Source organism: Spirillospora sp. NPDC052269 (assembly GCF_040679435.1).
Lineage (GTDB): Bacteria > Actinomycetota > Actinomycetes > Streptosporangiales > Streptosporangiaceae > Spirillospora.
Genome location: NZ_JBFAUU010000001.1, coordinates 31,960 through 48,163, shown reverse-complemented (window position 1 = coordinate 48,163; position 16,204 = coordinate 31,960). Strand labels below are relative to the sequence as shown.

The 16,204-nt window shown below is 72.3% G+C and carries 10 protein-coding genes; 1 reads left to right on the top strand and 9 read right to left on the bottom strand.

Going from position 1 to position 16,204, the window contains the following annotated elements; genetic code table 11:
* Nucleotides 1–6: 6 nt before the first annotated feature.
* Nucleotides 7–537 carry a MarR family winged helix-turn-helix transcriptional regulator gene (locus AB0L06_RS00230; RefSeq protein ID WP_500228686.1) on the top strand — a complete coding sequence of 177 codons (531 nt, stop codon included), beginning with the start codon at nucleotides 7–9 and terminating at the stop codon, nucleotides 535–537.
* Between the two features lie 112 nt (nucleotides 538–649).
* Here the strand turns inward: AB0L06_RS00230 and AB0L06_RS00225 are convergent, their stop codons facing one another.
* From AB0L06_RS00225 to AB0L06_RS00185, 9 genes are all read right to left on the bottom strand, one after another.
* On the bottom strand, nucleotides 650–1,720 hold the full coding sequence (locus AB0L06_RS00225; protein ID WP_500228685.1) for a C40 family peptidase: 1,071 nt from the start codon (nucleotides 1,718–1,720) through the stop codon (nucleotides 650–652).
* Entirely contained in the window at nucleotides 1,717–2,373 is a 657-nt protein-coding gene (locus AB0L06_RS00220; protein WP_500228684.1) for a hypothetical protein, read from the bottom strand. The genes AB0L06_RS00225 and AB0L06_RS00220 overlap by 4 nt, the downstream gene beginning before the upstream one ends.
* Complete coding sequence (locus AB0L06_RS00215; RefSeq protein WP_500228683.1) at nucleotides 2,373–5,018, bottom strand: type IV secretion system protein; 2,646 nt, start codon at nucleotides 5,016–5,018, stop codon at nucleotides 2,373–2,375. The genes AB0L06_RS00220 and AB0L06_RS00215 overlap by 1 nt, the downstream gene beginning before the upstream one ends.
* Before the next feature lie 254 nt (nucleotides 5,019–5,272).
* Complete coding sequence (locus AB0L06_RS00210) at nucleotides 5,273–7,777, bottom strand: ATP-binding protein (protein ID WP_500228682.1); 2,505 nt, start codon at nucleotides 7,775–7,777, stop codon at nucleotides 5,273–5,275.
* Nucleotides 7,778–7,829: 52 nt separating this feature from the next.
* Nucleotides 7,830–11,834: a TcpE family conjugal transfer membrane protein gene (locus AB0L06_RS00205; protein WP_500228681.1), complete on the bottom strand. Its 4,005-nt coding sequence runs from the start codon at nucleotides 11,832–11,834 to the stop codon at nucleotides 7,830–7,832.
* 82 nt (nucleotides 11,835–11,916) lie between these two features.
* Nucleotides 11,917–12,210 carry a hypothetical protein gene (locus AB0L06_RS00200; protein ID WP_122200138.1) on the bottom strand — a complete coding sequence of 98 codons (294 nt, stop codon included), beginning with the start codon at nucleotides 12,208–12,210 and terminating at the stop codon, nucleotides 11,917–11,919.
* Nucleotides 12,211–12,273: 63 nt separating this feature from the next.
* Nucleotides 12,274–13,287, bottom strand: a complete 1,014-nt coding sequence (locus tag AB0L06_RS00195) for a conjugal transfer protein (RefSeq protein ID WP_500228680.1) — start codon at nucleotides 13,285–13,287, stop codon at nucleotides 12,274–12,276.
* Nucleotides 13,288–13,984: 697 nt separating this feature from the next.
* Complete coding sequence (ychF, locus tag AB0L06_RS00190; protein ID WP_500228679.1) at nucleotides 13,985–15,076, bottom strand: redox-regulated ATPase YchF; 1,092 nt, start codon at nucleotides 15,074–15,076, stop codon at nucleotides 13,985–13,987.
* Nucleotides 15,077–15,111: 35 nt separating this feature from the next.
* Nucleotides 15,112–16,152, bottom strand: a complete 1,041-nt coding sequence (locus AB0L06_RS00185) for an alpha/beta hydrolase (RefSeq protein WP_500228678.1) — start codon at nucleotides 16,150–16,152, stop codon at nucleotides 15,112–15,114.
* Between the last annotated feature and the right edge of the window lie 52 nt (nucleotides 16,153–16,204).

Genomic DNA, 16,204 nt, shown 5'->3' with positions numbered 1-16,204 from the left:
GGCTGCGTGCAGCACGATCGGGACCGGGACCACGCCCGGCGTCGCGACGAGGTCGACCCCCTGGTGGAAGGCTGGCGCGCCGACGGGCTCGACGACACGCTGATCGCCATGCTCGAGCTGGGCAAGCGCGCCGGACGCATCCAGAACCTCATCCTCCAGGCCATCCGCACGGAGCTCACCGACCTCGGCCTCACCTACGCCGAGTTCGAGGTGCTGACCGTCCTGCGGCGCGCGGGCAGCCCCTACCGGCTGCGCCCGACCGACCTCACCCGCTCCGCGTTCCTGACGTCCGGCGGCACCAGCAACGTCCTGCAGCGCCTGGAGAAGGCCGGATACGTCGAACGCGGCACCGACGAGGGCGACGCCCGGGGCCGCTGGGTCCGGCTCACCGACGACGGCCTGCGCGTCACCATGGACGCCCTGGCCGCCAGCGGCACGGCGCACGACGACGTCCTCGGATCCGTCCCGACCGAGAAACTGCGCGCGGCGGCCGACGCCCTCCGCGACGTCCTCGCGCCCATCACCCCGCGCCGCTGACGCTCAGCGGCACGGGGCGGTCGGCCGCCGAGCCTGCCCGTCCCGGCGGCGCGGGGGCAGGCCCGCCTCGGCGGCACGGGGGCGGACCCGCCTCGGCGGTGCGGGCGCCGGGTCAGCCGCCGGGCCGGCCGGCGGACGTCAGGTGCGCGAGCTGCGACTTCAGCGCCTTGGTCGCGAGCGGACGCGTGGCCCCGATCCAGTCCGGACGGTTGTACGGGGTGACGCCGATGTTCGGGACGCACGCGGAGCAGCGCGCGACGATCATCCGGTTCTTCCCGATGACCATGCCGACGTGCCCCGGGTTGTCCGAGGACGTGCCCGGCCCGGAGTTGAAGAACACGAAGTCGCCCGGCTGCTCCTGCCCCTTGGCGATCTTCTGGCCGAACGGCCACTGCTCGAACGTCGTGCGCGGGATGCTCAGGCCGACCGACTTGTAGGCGGCCTGCAGCAGGCTGGAGCAGTCCCAGGCGTCCGGCCCGGCCGCGCCGAAGATGTACCGCTTGCCGCGCTGCGCCAGCGCGAACGAGATGATCTGCTGGATCAGCCCGGACGACCCCGCGGGCAGCTCGTCGTCCTTGCAGTCCACACCGTTCGACTGGACGACCTTGTAGTTGCCGTTCGCGTACTTCCCGGCCCAGTCGAGGACGAGGTTCACGTAGTCCCAGGAGTGGTTGTACATGAAGATGGCGGTCTTCATCCGGTCCGGGGCGCCGTTGTGCTTGAGGTACGCGCCGGCGGTGTAGATCGCGTCAGCGGGGTCGTACAGGTTCTTCTTGCCGTCGTGGTCGCCGTCCACGGCGAACGAGTCGAACGTGGACTTCAGGAACTGCATCGGACCGCCCGCGCCCGCGTAGTTCGTGCCGCTCTTCACGCCCTGCTCCCCGGACGTCCCGTGCACGGTCTCGACGCGTCCGATCCCCGCGAGGATGTTCCACGGGATGCCGTACTGCTTGCCCGCAGCCTCGTAGAGCGACAGGTAGTTCGCCGGGATCCCGCGGGCGTCGTCGGACGTGCCCGGCTGCGTGGACGCGCCGGTGGTGTCGACGCAGCCGGCGCTTCCCGCGCCGCCCCCGCCGAACATGAACTGGCTCGCCCCGAACAGCACGGGGATCACCAGCAGCGAAGCGAACAGGGCCGCGACGGCGGCCAGCGCCGTGACGGCCAGCACCCGTGCGCGGGTCATCCCCGTCCGCCTCCCCCGGTGTCGCCCGCCTGCCCGACGTCGGCGGGTTCGAACGCGGCGACCTTCAGCGCGTTGCCGTCACGGGCGATCGTCACCGCCCACTGCTTGCTGTCGTCGCTCCCGCCCCCCGCCTTGTCGATCCGCTGCTTCCCGGTGACCAGGAAGATGATCGAGTTGTTGCCGATGTCGCGCACCTGGTCGAGCGACGCCGTGCAGGTCGCGACCGTCTTGTCCTGCTGCCGCTGCTGCTGGATTCCGGGCGCCGCGAACCCCTGCGCGATCTGCTGCGCGACCTGGTCGTTCACCAGCGGCTGCAACCGCGCCGCGTACGCCTGCGGCTGCTCGTCGAACCGGTACGTCCCGTACGCGGCGACGAACTTCTGCGCCGTGTCGGCCGCGGTCGCGAACTCCTGCCGGCCGAACGGCAGCAGCTGGTAAATGTCGAAGTTCCCGGGGTTGATCTGGGACGTGATGCCAGGGGGCGGGGAGGCCGGGGCCGCCGGTCCTCCCCCGGTCACGGGCGCCGGACGGGCCGTCCGGGGGGAGGACTTGTGCTGGGCCGGCGAGGCCGCCGTCAGGTACACCCCGACGGCGGCGAGCGCCACCACCAGCACACCGAAGAGGATCTTCCGCTGCCGGTCGGACAGGTTCATCACTCGTCCCGATCGACCGGACGCAGCCAGAACGGGATCGGCGGCTCGCCGCCCCCACCGCCCCGCCGTCCGCCCCACAGCGGCGGCGCCTGCTCGGATCCCCCGGCGCCACCATCGCCACCGCGCGGCTGCGGCACACCGGACTCACCACCACCGGACCCACCAGACGACGAACCGCTCCCGGAACCACCGGAACCACCGGAACCGCGCCGTCCACCGCCGCCGTTCCCGTTCCCGTTTCCGTTTCCGTTTCCGTCGGAGTTGCGGCGTCCACCACCGAACCAACTACGTCCGCCACCGGACGACGAGCCGCCACCCGACTCACCACCGCCGGAAGCACCGCCCCCGCCACCGGAAGCACCGCCACCGCCGGACGCACCGCCTCCGCCGCCGCCGGACGTACCGCCGCCGTTGGAGTCACCACCGCTGAACCAGCCACGCCCACCGGATCCACCATCGCCACCGGACGACCTACCGGAACCGCCTGCACCGGCCGCTCCGCTACCGCCTCCAGCAGCGCGGCGCGAACCGCCACCGGCCGCACCAGCCCCGCGAGCCCGTCCAGCTCCAGCTCCGGCCCCGCCGGACGCACCCGCGCCACCGCCAGACCCACCAGAACCACCCGAGCCACCACCGGAACCACCGGCTCCGGACCCACCGGACCCGCGCACACCACCGGACGACCCGTTACCGCCACCCGACGAAGCACCCGCACCGGATCCCGGACGAGCCGTCCACGACGTGGGCCCAGACCCGCCACCGCGCGCCCGCGAACCGGCCCCAGCCCCGGCGGCGCTTCCAGCACCGGCACCTGAACCGGACCCGCCGCGCCCGGCAGCCGCCGCAGCACCGTTACCGCCGTTCGAACCGGACGAACGTCCACCCGCGACAGCGCCACCACCAGCGGCAGCACCGCCACCGGCCGACGGACGAGCCGACCAGGACGTCGGACGCGACGCACCGGTCCCCGTCCCGGACGCCGCACCCGACACACCGTCGGACGCGCCGCCGTCACCGTCCGGCCGGCCGGCCCCGCTCAGCGAACCGGCGCGCGTCGAGAGGTTGAGCGGCGGAGCGTCCCGCCGCGACCGCCCGGCGCCGGCGGCCCCCGCGGAGGTCGTGCCGCCACGCGGCCTGGCCGCCAGGACCGGGGCCGAATCCGGCGAGGGCGCGTCCGCGACACCGACAGCGCCGGCGCGCCGGTCGGCGACCACGGCTCCCGCCGCGACACCGCCCTCGGCGGCGGCGTCGGCCGCGGCGTCCCGCTTGGTCCACCGGCCGAGCCGGTACCCGGCCGCGCCGGGCACCACGGCGCCCGCGACGCCCACGGTGTTCTTGCGCGCCTCGGCGATCGACTTGTCGAGGTGCGCCTGGCTCTTCTCCCGGGCCCCGACCGCCGAGTACCCGACCGCGGAGAACAGGTGCTGGAACGGCTTGCGGTACACGAACGCCGCGCACGTCACCAGCGCGATCAGCAGGATCTGCAGACCCCACGGAAGCGTCTCGCCGAGGATCAGCCCGTACGCCCACAGCAGCAGCGACAGCACACCGATCAGCGCCGCCTGTTTCAGCAGCATCGACAGCAGCAGCTCGAGCCACCGGATCGCGATCACACGTCCGATCCCCGGATGGATGCCGATCCCCAGGAAGATCGGCCCTGCTACAAGCAGGAGCAGGAACGCGATCTTCACGACGATCAACGCGATCGCGATGACCAGGATCAGCAGTCCCGCGACCAGGGCCGCGAACAGCCCGCCGAACGCCACCGCCAGCCGGCTCGTCCAGTTCTTGCCCTGGAACAGCGCGTACGTGCCGGAGTAGTTGTCCTTGACGTTCTTCGAGACCTCCTTGTACGCGTCGGCCTTCTTCGCCAGGTCGACCTTCTGCTGACCGTACGTCTCGGGCAGGTCGACGGCCTGCGCGTACAGCAGTTTGTCCGCGTTGTCCTTGACGATCTTGGCGTTGGGGTCGGTCGTCCCGAACTCGCCCATCAGCCACGGCTTGCACACCAGCGCGACCCACAGCCCGTTCGCGTTGCGGGTCGTCGCGTCCGGCTGCGCAGGAGCCGGTTGCGCGGGCTGCCCCGCCGGTGGCGCGGGCGCCGGGACACACGTCGACCCCTTGGTGTCGCTCTGTGGCAACGCCGCGTTGAACGCCGCGCTCGTCGCCTCCGACACCTTCGTCCCGAGTGTGGTGAAGTCCGCGGGTCTCGCGATCAGCCAGATCAGCGCCACCATCGCCGCGACCATCCAGATCACGCCCTCGGTGACCTTGCTGGCCCGTTTGCGCACCAGCCCCCACCAGGCCAGCGTGATCGCCCCGAGGATGACCACCCAGGACCAGTAGCGGGCGTTGAACGTCTTGCCCATCTGGCTGATCACACCGTCCACGGTGCCCTTCAGCCAGCCGAGCAGCGACTCGCTCGCCGCCGCCTGGTACACGCTGATCGTCGTCCGGTCGATCGCCCGCACCAGCGTGAACGTCGTGTTCGCGAGGGCGTTCCCCATCATCGCCATCGCGTCCGAACAGCCCATGTCGACCGCGTACCAGGACTGTCCCGCCGTCCCGTAGCGGTCGTAGTACGTCAGCTGCGCCGGGGGTGTCGCCTTCAGCTTGTCGCTGGGGTAGTCGGGGGGTTTGATCATTCCGTCCGAGCCGGCCCCGTACTGCTCCGGCGCCGGACTGTCCGCCGGACGACAGGGATCTCCGCCGAACGGGCCCGCGCTCGCGATCGGCGTCAGGCCGAACATGAACAGGGCCAGGATGAGGGTCAGCAGCGCCGATCGGCGGGGGCCCCGCCTGCGCCTGCCGGCTATTCGGGTCAGATCGAGCCCTTCACCCGGACTCCGCTGTATGCGGGGGGCGCGGCGGCCCGGGTATGCGGGGGGTCGGCGGGCTTTCATGGGGCGGCCTCCTCGGTGTGGGCCCCCGCGGCGGACAGGTCGGACGTACCGGGGTGTTGCCGGGTCGGGTTCGTGTCGAGCCAGGCCCGCAGTTCGGGGGAGACGAGGTCGACGCCGATGCGGCCCGCCCGGCCGTCGAGGTCGCGGAAGACGCACTCACCGTTGCCCAGGTTCCGCAGGACGGCCTTGTGCTCGTCGGACGGCTCCACGCCCAGCAGGGCCATCACGTTCTCGACCTCGACGCGCTCGGTCGAGCGGAACGAGAAGACCGAGGACAGGCAGTTGGTCACCTGCTCATTCAAGAGGTCCCCGGCGTTCTGTGAGACCAGGATCAACGCAGTGTTGCGAGAACGGCCCATGCGCGACACTTCCGGCACCAGCTTGGCGCCCTCGGGTGTCGAGGTGATGGCCCACGCCTCGTCCAGGAAGATGGCCTTCGGGAGGCGGCGGTCGAGGCCGTGCATGAGGCGCCGGGCGAACTGCGACACCAGGTACATCAGCGCCACCGAGAGGCGCTGTTCGTAGGAGTAGTCCTCGCGGCCGATCGACACGTCCGGGAGGGTGAGGCCGCCGAGGGTGAACACGGTCGTCCAGCCCTTGGTGTCGATCCGCTCGCCGCCGGACGGGTCGAAGCACAGCCGCGCGAGCCGCATCTCCGACATCGACCGGAGCACCGCGCCGAGGTTCTTGGACGCCGGGTCGGGCGCGGACTCCAGGTGGTCCACGACCTTCCCGAGGGACGGCCGCTCCCCGTTCGCGACCGCGCCGACGGCCTGGATCATCGCCGACTCGCGCTCCTCCGACATGCGCGGCAGCAGCAGCCGGAGCGTCTCGGTCGCCATCGTCTTCTTCGCGGCCAGGTCGTCCCCGAACGAGAAGGGGTCGAGCAGGCCGGGCGCGGCGGACCCGAGCGGCAGCGTGCGCGCCTTGCGCCCACGCGCCTTGAGCAGCTCGACGAGCGACTCGGCGTCGCCCTTCGGGTCGATCACGGCGACCGTCACCCCGCGCAGCGCCATCTGGTAGATGAGCAGCAGCGCGAGGGTGGTCTTGCCACCGCCGGGCTCGCCCGTGATCGCGACCGCGGTCGGACGGTTCCGGGCCGCCGCGACCAGGGGGTCGAAGTGCACGATCGACCGGGCCCGGCCGAGCGTCTCCCCGATGTACGGGCCGATCCAGCCCTCGTTCGCGTCGTCCGGACGGTCGCCGAGGTCGACCGTCGCGGTCGGCATGCCGCCCGCGATCGTGCGGAGCGGCTGCCGCTGCGCGTAGGCGTTCAGCCGGATGCGGTCGCCGGGCAGCGACTCGCTGAACAGGCTGAACTGGTCGCCGGTCGAGTTCACCACGTCGATGCCGATGTCGCGGTAGTGCTCGACGACGGTGTCCACGCGCTGCGCCAGGAGCTCGGCGGTGGGCGCGGACACGATGAGCCGGTGCCAGCCGTACACGAACGGCAGGCGCTCCTTGGTGATGCCGTGCTCCAGCATCCGCGCGGCGTCGATCTGCTCGGCGAGCGCGATCGGCGCCTCGACACCGGCCTCGCGGATGTGCTGGTCCATGTCGCGCGCGTGCGCGAGCTTCCGCGAGACGTCCTTGGACGCCTTGGCGGGCGGGATCAGCTTCATGCGCGCGCTGATCTCGACCGGGAACGACAGCGCGTCCGCGTAGTGGAACCAGGGCTCGCCGTCCGGGAACGGCATCAGGTCCGGGAACCGCGCGAACGACAGGTACGCCACGAACGACTCGGCCGTCGCGCCGACGCCCGCGCCGTTGAAGTTCGGCTGCTCCATCCGCAGGTACGAGCGGCCGTTGTGGATCGCGCCCTCGACCAGCGCCTCGACCTCGCCGCGCCCCCACGTCCGGCGCGGGACGGCGGACGGCGGTGGGTCGGTGAGCGACCCGGTCACCGCGTGCTGGAACATCCACGCGACCTCGGTCGAGGTGGCGTGCCGCGCGAACAGCGCCGACCCGCCGAGCGCGCGGCCGATCCGCTCGGCCTGCTCGGTCCAGCGCGTGATCTCCTTGGCGTCGATCGCGTCGTCCTCGATGCCGAGCACCGACTCGCTGCGCTTGTAGAAGCTCAGCAGCTGCGCGAACGCGCCGCCGGACAGCTGCGCGCCCATGCCGCGCGGGCCGAGCCGCACGCCGAGGTAGATCTCCTTGGTCCAGAAGACCTTCGCCCAGACGTGCCGGTAGGTCTCCTCCAGGTAGTCCGACCAGCCGGGGCCGCCGTCGGACGTGCGGTCCAGCGCGCGCGCCCACTCCGCCGCCGGGTAGGTGCGGTGCGCGATCCGCAGGTGGATCTCCGCGTCCTGCATGCGGATGCCCGCGAGCGCGATGGTGATGTTCGTGGCGAGGGCCTCGCGCTCCTCGCCGGTGGTGAACTCGTACGACACCGTCGGCAACCGGAAGTACGCCCACGCGGCGGTGTCGGTCAGCAGCACCCGGTCGTCGAAGTAGCGGATGGGCAGCCGGCTCGACCGCGCCTTCGTCATCCGGCTCATCGCTCCTGCCTCCGGTCCGGTCGCGCTCGTCCGGCCGAACCTGGCTCGGGGCTCATCGGGCGGCCTCCTGCTGCTGCTCGGTGTAACGCTCGGGCACGTCGGCGAACCCTCCGGCGACCACGCCGGCGAGGGCGAGATAGGCACGCCGTGTGGGCGCTCGCAACGCCTTCAACTCGTTGCGCGGCGCACGGTCCATGCTGAGGTGATCGTCCCATGGGATGCGGACCAGCGCGCGGCACCGGCCGCGCGCCACCGCCTCGGCTTGTTCAACATCGTCCATGCTGCGGCGGCTCACACCGTTGATCACCGTCACGGCCCGCTGCCGCAGGTCGGCGTACCCGTGGCCGTCCAGCCACTCGTAGGTCATCGCGACCGCGCGCGGGGCGTCCGCGCTGGCCGGCGCCACGAGGACGACCTGGTCGGCGTACGGCAGGACGCGCGCGACGACGGCGGCCGCCGCGTCCAGCAGCGTCACCGAGTAGAACTTGTCGATCGTGCGGACGGCGAGGGCGTAGTCGCGGTCGTCCAGCGCCTGGAGCGGGTTCTTCCCGGCCGCGATGACGTCCAGCCCGGACCTGGCCTGCGAGGTGTACCGGCGCATCGCGGTCAGGCTGCCGATCTGGTCGGCGCGCGTGATGAGCCCGGTCAGCGTCTCGTTGGTCTCGCTGCGCGTCCGCCGCGCGAGCGCGCCCGGCCCCGGGTTCACGTCCACGGCCACGACGGGCTCGCCGTTGTGCTGCGCGAACGTGTGCCCGAGCATCAGCGCGGTCACCGTCTGCCCGGCACCGCCCGTGCACCCGAGGACGACGATGTGCCGCGACCCCTGGAACGGCTGCTGGAGCCGCTGCTCGTACTCGGCGTCCGCGTCGCCGTGCCCGCCGCCGACCGCGTGGAACAGCCGGCGCAGTCCACCGCTGGTGACCTCGTGCTCCGGGTCCGGCGGCGTGATCGCGGGCTCCGGCGTCCGCGGCGCCTCGGGGGGCGGCGGCAGCGGCCGCGGCCGCACCGGCGACGCGGGCCCGGACCGCACCGGCCGAGGCGGCGGCGCGTCCTGCACCGGCGGCGTCTCCTGCACGGGCGGCGCCGGCGGCGTCTCCCGCACCGGCCTGGCCGGCAGCGTCTCCTGCGCTGGCCTGGGGGCCGGCGGCGTCTCCCGCACTGGCGGGGCCGGCGGGGCGTCCTGCACCGGCGGGGCCGGCGGAACGGCTTGCGCGGACGCGGACGGCATCACGCTCGGCGGCGGCGCGGGCGGCGGCACGTCCTGCCGCTGCACCGGCGGCCACGGCGCGGGCCGCGACAGCTCCTCCGACCAGGGCCGGGGCTCCCGCCCCCGCACCGACTGCCACTCCCCCGCACCAGCGGGCCGCTGCTCACCCTCACCCGCCGGACGCTCCGGGTCACCGGCACCGTCCGCCGGACGCTCGGCCCCAGCGGAGCCCACCTGCCCGAACGCGCCGGGCACGACCCGCTCCGTCCGCCGGACGACGTTCCCACGGGCGACGAGCTTGTCCCCCTCCTCGGGAACGGCCCGCGGCTTCGACTTCTCGACGTCCGCCGCGGGCTGCTGCGGAATGTCGGGCCGCGTAGGAGCCGCCTCTCGAGGAATGTCCCCCCGAGTACCAGGCGTCCCCTCCGGACGCTCCCCCTCACGTCCTCGCACCGAAGACTCCTCCACCCCGCCCCGCAAAGCCTCCGCCCAAGCAGCCCCACCCTCGGACTGCTGAACCCCACGCCCGTCCCAAGGTGCACCCGGAGCTTCCCCGGCGCCCCGCGCGGGGGAAGCATCTCCGCTCACACGAGCCTCTTGCTCAGGGCCATCTGCCCCGAGCCACTCAGCGCGCGCCCGCACAGGCGCATCCGCCGAACGACGCTCAGCCTCGCGCGGCCGCGCAGGCACGTCCGCCGGACGCTCAGCCCCGCGCGCCTGTGTAGGCACGTCCGCCGGACGCTGAGACTCACGCGCCCGCACAGGCGCACCCGCCGGACGCTCCGGCTCGCGCGCCTTCTGCTGTGCGGACACGCCCTCAGGCGCACTGGCACCAGCCGCGTGGCCGGACCCATGCGACGCAGAGGCATCGGCTCCCGCCGAGCGCTCGGCGTCTCGTGCTCCCTGCGACGCGTCCGCCTCTGCGTCAACGCGCGGACCTCTCACCAGGCCACCGGTTCCCGGCTGCCCGGCACCGGCCCCCGCGGGCACGCCCGCGGCCGCAGGACGCTCACGCTCCCCCTGCGAAGGGGACGCGGTTTCCCGAACGCCCGCACCAGACGTGCGCTCAAGGTCGCCGGGCCCCACGTGCGCCGCGGACGCGTCCGCACCTGCCACGCGCTGGTTCCAGCGATCACGGAAACTCGGAGGCCCATCGGCCCGCGCTGGACGTTCGGGCCCGTCTGCACGCTGCGCTGCGGACGCATTCTGAGCAGGAACGTCCGTACCTGGCCTCGACGTCGGCGCGTTCTGAACGGGGACGTCCGCACCCGGCCGCGCCGTGGGCACGTTCTGAGCAGGGACGTCCACGCCCGGCCGCGGTGTGGGGGCGTTCTGGGCGGGGGCGTCCGTGCCTGGTCGTGGAGAGGTGGGCGCTGCGGGTTCGGCTGCGTGCTCTGGCTGGCGCGTTTCTTGCTGCCGGGACGTGTCCGCAGCGGGCGGACGGACGGGCAGCGACGGGGTTTCCGCGCTCGCCTCGCGCTGAGGGGCGGGCGCGTTCTGGTGGGGGGCGCGTTGGAGGCCGCCTGCACCTGGACTCGCTGCGCGCGGGCGCGCGGGCGTCGTCGGCGTCTCGGTGCCTGCCGCGCGTTCGCGCTGCTTCGCGCGTGCGTCCTCCGGCACGTCCGCATCGGGCTTGCGTCCCGCCTGGGCGGAGGTGTCCGCTGGAACGTTCGCGCGGGGGGCGCGGGCGAGGCCGCCTGCTGCCGGTTGTGGAGCGCGCGGCGCAGGAGTGTCGTTGGCCGCGGGACGCTCGGGCTGAGGTGCGGGGGTGGTCGCGCTCGGTTGGGGGGTGGTGACCTGGGGGGTGTCGGGGCGAGTCGGTGCGGAGGGCTGGACGGGGGTGTCGGGACGGGTGGGGGCGATTCGGCGGCGCGCTCGGCCGAACATCGACGGTGGGCCGTCGACGCCTTGAGGTGGAACGCCCAGAGCCTGGTCGGGGGCGGTCTCCGCGGACGCGGCCTCGACGGCGGGCTCCTCGGGGGTGGGGGCCTCGGCGCCGGGCTCGGCCGGGTTCTGCGGAAGGTTCTGGGTGACGGTGTTCCAGAAGTCGGCGGGGGCGCCTGGACGGCGGACGCCGGAGGCCAGGGCGCGCTTGCCTGAGCTTTGCGGGGCGGACGGCTCGAGCCGGGGGGGCGCGGGCGGGTGGTCGACGTGCGGCGTCGGCTCGGCGACGTGGACGTCGGCGTCCGCGGACCTTTGCGCGCGTGCCTCGGCCACGGGTTCCGCGAGGGGCGGGGCCTTGGCCGGGGACGGGACCTCGGGGGCGGCCGATTCGGCGAACACCGGCTCCCGTGGCGCCTCGTTCAGGGACGGGGCGTGGGACGGCAGGCGCCGGGCGGTCAGTCCGGCGGGGACGCTCACCGGGGGCGCGGCGGCGGTGGCGGGCGCGGCATCCTCGGCCTGGGGCCGGGCCTTGCGGCCCTTGCGGGCCTTGCGGGTGGCCTTGATGGCGGCGCGTTCGGCGGCGTGGTCGGCGGCGTGGTCGGCGCGGCGCCAGACGCGGCCGACGACGACGACCTCACGGGGTTCGCGGATCGGGGTCAGGCGGCACCAGGTGCGGGGCTCGGAGAGGAAGCGGGAGTGCGAGATCAGCACCTCGGTGAGCCGCTTGCCCTCGATGACCGGACGCGTCGCGAGCCAGGTCAGCACGCCCGGGGGGACGATGTACAGGACGTGCCAGGGGGTCTTGAAGGGGACGCCGAACAGCCGCATCATCAGGATCCACGGGATGAACACCCCGGCGAACACACCGATCTGGACGAGCGGCAGCGGCATGGGCAGCCGCAGGTCGTACAGCTTGTACAGCCGCTTCTCGATGCGCCAGATGTTCGTGTACGTGGGTAGATCCACGCCCCTACTCCCCTTTGACTGCGCTGGGCACGGTGTCGCCTGCCGTCCCGGCCCTCGCGGGCCCGGGACCGTCCGGGCGGGACTAGGTCAGGTTCACCCCCAGGGCCTTGGCGATCGCCTTGGCCGTGGTCTCGATGATGTTCGGGACGTAGAAGACGACGCCGATCGCGACGGCCAGCACGATGAACTGGACGAAGCGGGTGATCTCCCGGGTGAACAGAAAGAAGATGGCGACAATGGAGACGATCACCAGGAAGAGCGGCCCGAAGATCTGGCGCAGCCAGTCCGCGAGCTGGTCGGTTCTCAGTTGGTCGTTGTTGTTCGCGGGCGCCGCCAGAATCTGGTCGGGAATCGACGCCATGAGGTGGTGCAGCATCGACTGCTTACCTTCCTGGTTCGGCTGAGGTCGGTTCTTTTACGAGGGTCACGTCGGGGGCTTTCATGATGCGTTCGGTTGGGCAGTGCCACGAATATCGTGCACGTACCAGGTGCCGTTCTTCTTCACCATGTCCAGGTCGTAGGTCTGGTCGAGCTCGCCCCCGCCCGCGCCGCCCGGGGCCGGCATCTGCCAGCCGACGGTGACGGTGACGGTGCGGGCGTCGACCTCGCCCCGGGGGGCGATGATCTCTCTGACCTGCACGAAGGTGACGGAGTTGGCGAGTCCTCGGATCGGGGGGCCGTCCGAGAAGCGTTGCAGCGCCGCCTGGTCGCTCTGCGCGTAGGCGGGGAAGAAGGCCGCCATGACCGAGCCGAGCTCGGACTCGAGGGCGCTGTCGCGGTCGCGGACGCCGGTGGCCGGGAGGTCGGCCTTCGCGGGCGGGGGAAGCAGCGCCGGGCGCGCGGAGACGACCATCGCGCCGTTCTTGGAGTAGACGGGGACGGCGAGCCGGAACCACTTGCCCTGGGCGCCGGCCACAACGGTGACGATGGCATTGTCGGCGTCGCGGACGTCGACTCCCGCGACCTGGGCGGAGGTGAGCTGCAACTGGCCGACATTGTTCCAGCCGAATTGCGCGGACGCCCCCTGCGGAACGAACGCCTGCAATTGCTGGGCGCGCGCGTCGGCGTTGCGCGGGTCGTAGCTCAGGTACACGTGCGTGAACTGGAGCGCGAACGCCTCGGCCGCGGTCGTGGGGAAGCCGTGGGTGGACGACCCGGACCCGCCGCCGGACGGGGTGCTCTTGGCGGTGAACCGCTCGAACGGCGCGCGCACGCCGTTCACCACGATCACGATGATCAGGGCCCAGAGCAGGGCGCGGCCGAGCCAGACCCACCAGCGGCCCCCGGAGCCGCCCCAGCGGCCGCCGCGCGCCGCGCCGCCGCCGCGCCGGGACCGGCGGCCGGAGACCGCCTCCCAGGGGTCGTCGGCCGGCCCGAGGGCGTGCTCGGACGGTCCGGCGCCGTCGACGCCGGCGGGCTGGTGGCCCTCTCTCACGGCCGACCTGCGAGCCATCCTGCCTCCGCTCGCGCCGACCGTCGGTCGGCACGCTCTGTGTGTGCCTGATCCCTGCCGATGTGGCCCATTCCGAACCCACCTCGGGCCCAGCGTAACCACGAGCGTCAATTGTTCCAGCGCATCGCGGGGAAGCACAGTCCCGGCGCGCGGTTGTGGATAATGCAATCCACCTCAGCAGGAACGGGGAAGATTGCCAAACGGTGACGATCCCGTATCGCCGACTCCGAACGACGCGCGGCACCCCGTTTCGGACAAGCACCCCGGTACGGGAGGTGCTTGGTGACGTCGGAAGATCGACTCCCGAAATCTCCTGACGTGAAACCCGGCATCGTGTCTGCTTCGCGACAGAGCGCATCACCTGGGCGTTCCATGGGATACCCCGCGCACGCAGGAGGGACGACCCGAACACGAACGGGAGTGGACGGAACCACCCGTAGGTGTCCGCCCACTCCCGTGCGCCACCGTCCGTCGCCGGGAGCGATCCCGGCGACGGACTTCCGTTTTTGTACCAATATGTCCGAGATGGCCATCCCGCCACACCACGGGAACCCGGACGCCCCGGCAAGGTCAATCCACCCCTGAAGCCACCCCCAAGACCGCCCCAAGCCGCGCCAAGGCGCCCCCAAGACGACGTCCGCGGGCGCCCCCCCTGGGGCACCCGCGGACGATCAGGCGTGAAAGACGTGAAGGACGATCAGACGTTGAAGCGGAACTCCACGACGTCGCCGTCCTGCATGACGTACTCCTTGCCCTCCATGCGCACCTTGCCCTGGGTGCGGGCCGCTGCCATGGTGCCGGCCTCGGAGAGGTCGTCGAAGGAGACGATCTCGGCCTTGATGAAGCCGCGCTGGAAGTCGGTGTGGATGACCCCGGCGGCCTCCGGAGCGGTCGCGCCCTTCCGGATCGTCCAGGCGCGGGTCTCCTTGGGACCGGCGGTCAGGTAGGTCTGCAGGCCGAGGGTGTCGAAGCCGATCCGGACCAGCTGCGACAGGCCGGACTCCTCCTGGCCCATGCCCTGCAGCAGCTCCAGCGCCTCGTCGTCCGGCAGCTCGATCAGCTCGGCCTCGATCTTGGCGTCCAGGAAGATCGCCTCGGCGGGCGCGACCAGCTCGCGCAGCCGGGACCGCAGCGCCTCGTCCGCGAGCTCCTCCTCGTCCAGGTTGAAGACGTAGAGGAACGGCTTGGCGGTGAGCAGGTGCAGCTCGCGCAGCAGGGCCAGGTCGATGCCGGCCTTGTCCGCGCCCGCGAACAGGGTGACGCCCTCGTTCAGGATCTTCTGCGCGTCCTGGACGGCGGAGACGACGGCGAGCTGGTCCTTGTCCTTCTTGGTCCGCGCCTCCTTCTCCAGGCGCGGCAGGGCCTTCTCGATCGTCTGGAGGTCGGCGAGGATCAGCTCGGTGTTGATCGTCTCGATGTCCCGGGACGGGGCGACGTCGCCGTCGACGTGCGTGACGTCCGAGTCCTCGAAGGCGCGGATGACCTGGCAGATCGCGCTGGTCTCGCGGATGTTGGCGAGGAACTTGTTGCCCAGCCCCTGCCCCTCGGACGCGCCCTTGACGATGCCCGCGATGTCCACGAACTCCATCGTGGCCGGGAGGATCTTGGCGGATCCGTAGATCTCCGCCAGCCTCTCCAGCCGCGGGTCCGGCACCCCGACCACGCCGACGTTGGGCTCGATGGTCGCGAACGGGTAGTTCGCGGCCAGCGCGTCGTTCTTGGTCAGCGCGTTGAACAGGGTGGACTTGCCGACGTTGGGCAGTCCGACGATTCCGATGGAGAGGCTCACGGACGCCAAGTTTATGGGCCCGGACGGACGCTCGGTTACGCGCCCGCGTTGAGGAGGAACTCGGCGATGTGGCGGAAGGCGGCCCGGCCCTCGGGGACGTACTCGGAGAAGACCGGGAAGACGTGCGCCAGGCCGTTCCACTCCTGGTAGACGCTGTCCACCCCGGCGGCGAGCGCGCGCTCGTGCGCGTCGCGCGTGTCGTCACGCAGGATCTCGATGCTGGACGCCACGAACATCATGGGCGGCAGGCCCGCCAGATCCGCGCGCGCAGGAGCGTGGATCGGGTCGTCGTCGGGCTTGCCCTGGCTATAGGCGCCTCCGAGCCAGGCGATCCGATCTGCCGGGAGGAGGCAGTCGGTGCGGGCGTTCGTGCGGTGCGACTCGGCCTGGCACAGAAGGTCCAGCCATGGGGACAGGATCAGCGCCGCCTTGGGAAGCGGCTGTCCCGTCCGCTTCAGCGCCAGGAGCAGCGCCATGGTGAGGTGGCCACCGGCCGAGTCTCCGCCGACCACGATGTTCTCGGGGCTGTAGCCGCGTCCCAGCAGGAACGTGTAGGCGGTGACCGCGTCCTCCAGGGCGTCCGCGGGGGTGTGCTGGGGCACGAGCCGGTAGTCCAGGCCCAGGACGGGCCGTCCGGTGGCGGCCGACAGGCGCCAGTTGAACGGCCGGTACAGGCGCGGCCCGCCGAAGAAGTAGCCGCCACCGTGCAGGTAGAGGAAGACCTTGTCCTCGTCCGGGGCGCCCGCGCGCACCCATTCGGCCGTGCAGGCCCCCAGGTCCTGGGGTGCGAACGTCACGCCGCGCGGGTTGCCCTGGGCGTAGGCCAGGAGGTTCGCGGCCCGCTGGACCCGCAGCAGCCCGGCGTCGTCCCGCGGGGACGCCTCCCAGAACGCCCGGAGGGTCGCGCGGATGACCTTGTTCGCGACGCGCGCCTGGAGGGTCGGCGGCCCGCCGGGCTCCAGGGAGAGGGCGCGGGCGACGGCGCGCTGGGCCCGGGTCGCGGCGACGGGCCGGACGGTCCGCGTGGCCGGCGGAGTGGAGCCGAAGGCGGGGGCGGGCTCGGGGGCGGACGGCATGGCCACTCCTCAGGGGACGTCATGATTCTTAATACACAATGAGTCTAATAGT

What these genes read in the sequence shown, in the direction of transcription:
- AB0L06_RS00225 (WP_500228685.1), bottom strand. Translation starts at nt 1,720, where the DNA reads ATGACCCGCGCACGGGTGCTGGCCGTCACGGCGCTGGCCGCCGTCGCG.
- AB0L06_RS00220 (WP_500228684.1), bottom strand. Translation starts at nt 2,373, where the DNA reads ATGAACCTGTCCGACCGGCAGCGGAAGATCCTCTTCGGTGTGCTGGTG.
- AB0L06_RS00215 (WP_500228683.1), bottom strand. Translation starts at nt 5,018, where the DNA reads ATGATCAAACCCCCCGACTACCCCAGCGACAAGCTGAAGGCGACACCC.
- AB0L06_RS00210 (WP_500228682.1), bottom strand. Translation starts at nt 7,777, where the DNA reads ATGAGCCGGATGACGAAGGCGCGGTCGAGCCGGCTGCCCATCCGCTAC.
- AB0L06_RS00200 (WP_122200138.1), bottom strand. Translation starts at nt 12,210, where the DNA reads ATGCTGCACCACCTCATGGCGTCGATTCCCGACCAGATTCTGGCGGCG.
- AB0L06_RS00195 (WP_500228680.1), bottom strand. Translation starts at nt 13,287, where the DNA reads ATGGCTCGCAGGTCGGCCGTGAGAGAGGGCCACCAGCCCGCCGGCGTC.
- AB0L06_RS00185 (WP_500228678.1), bottom strand. Translation starts at nt 16,152, where the DNA reads ATGCCGTCCGCCCCCGAGCCCGCCCCCGCCTTCGGCTCCACTCCGCCG.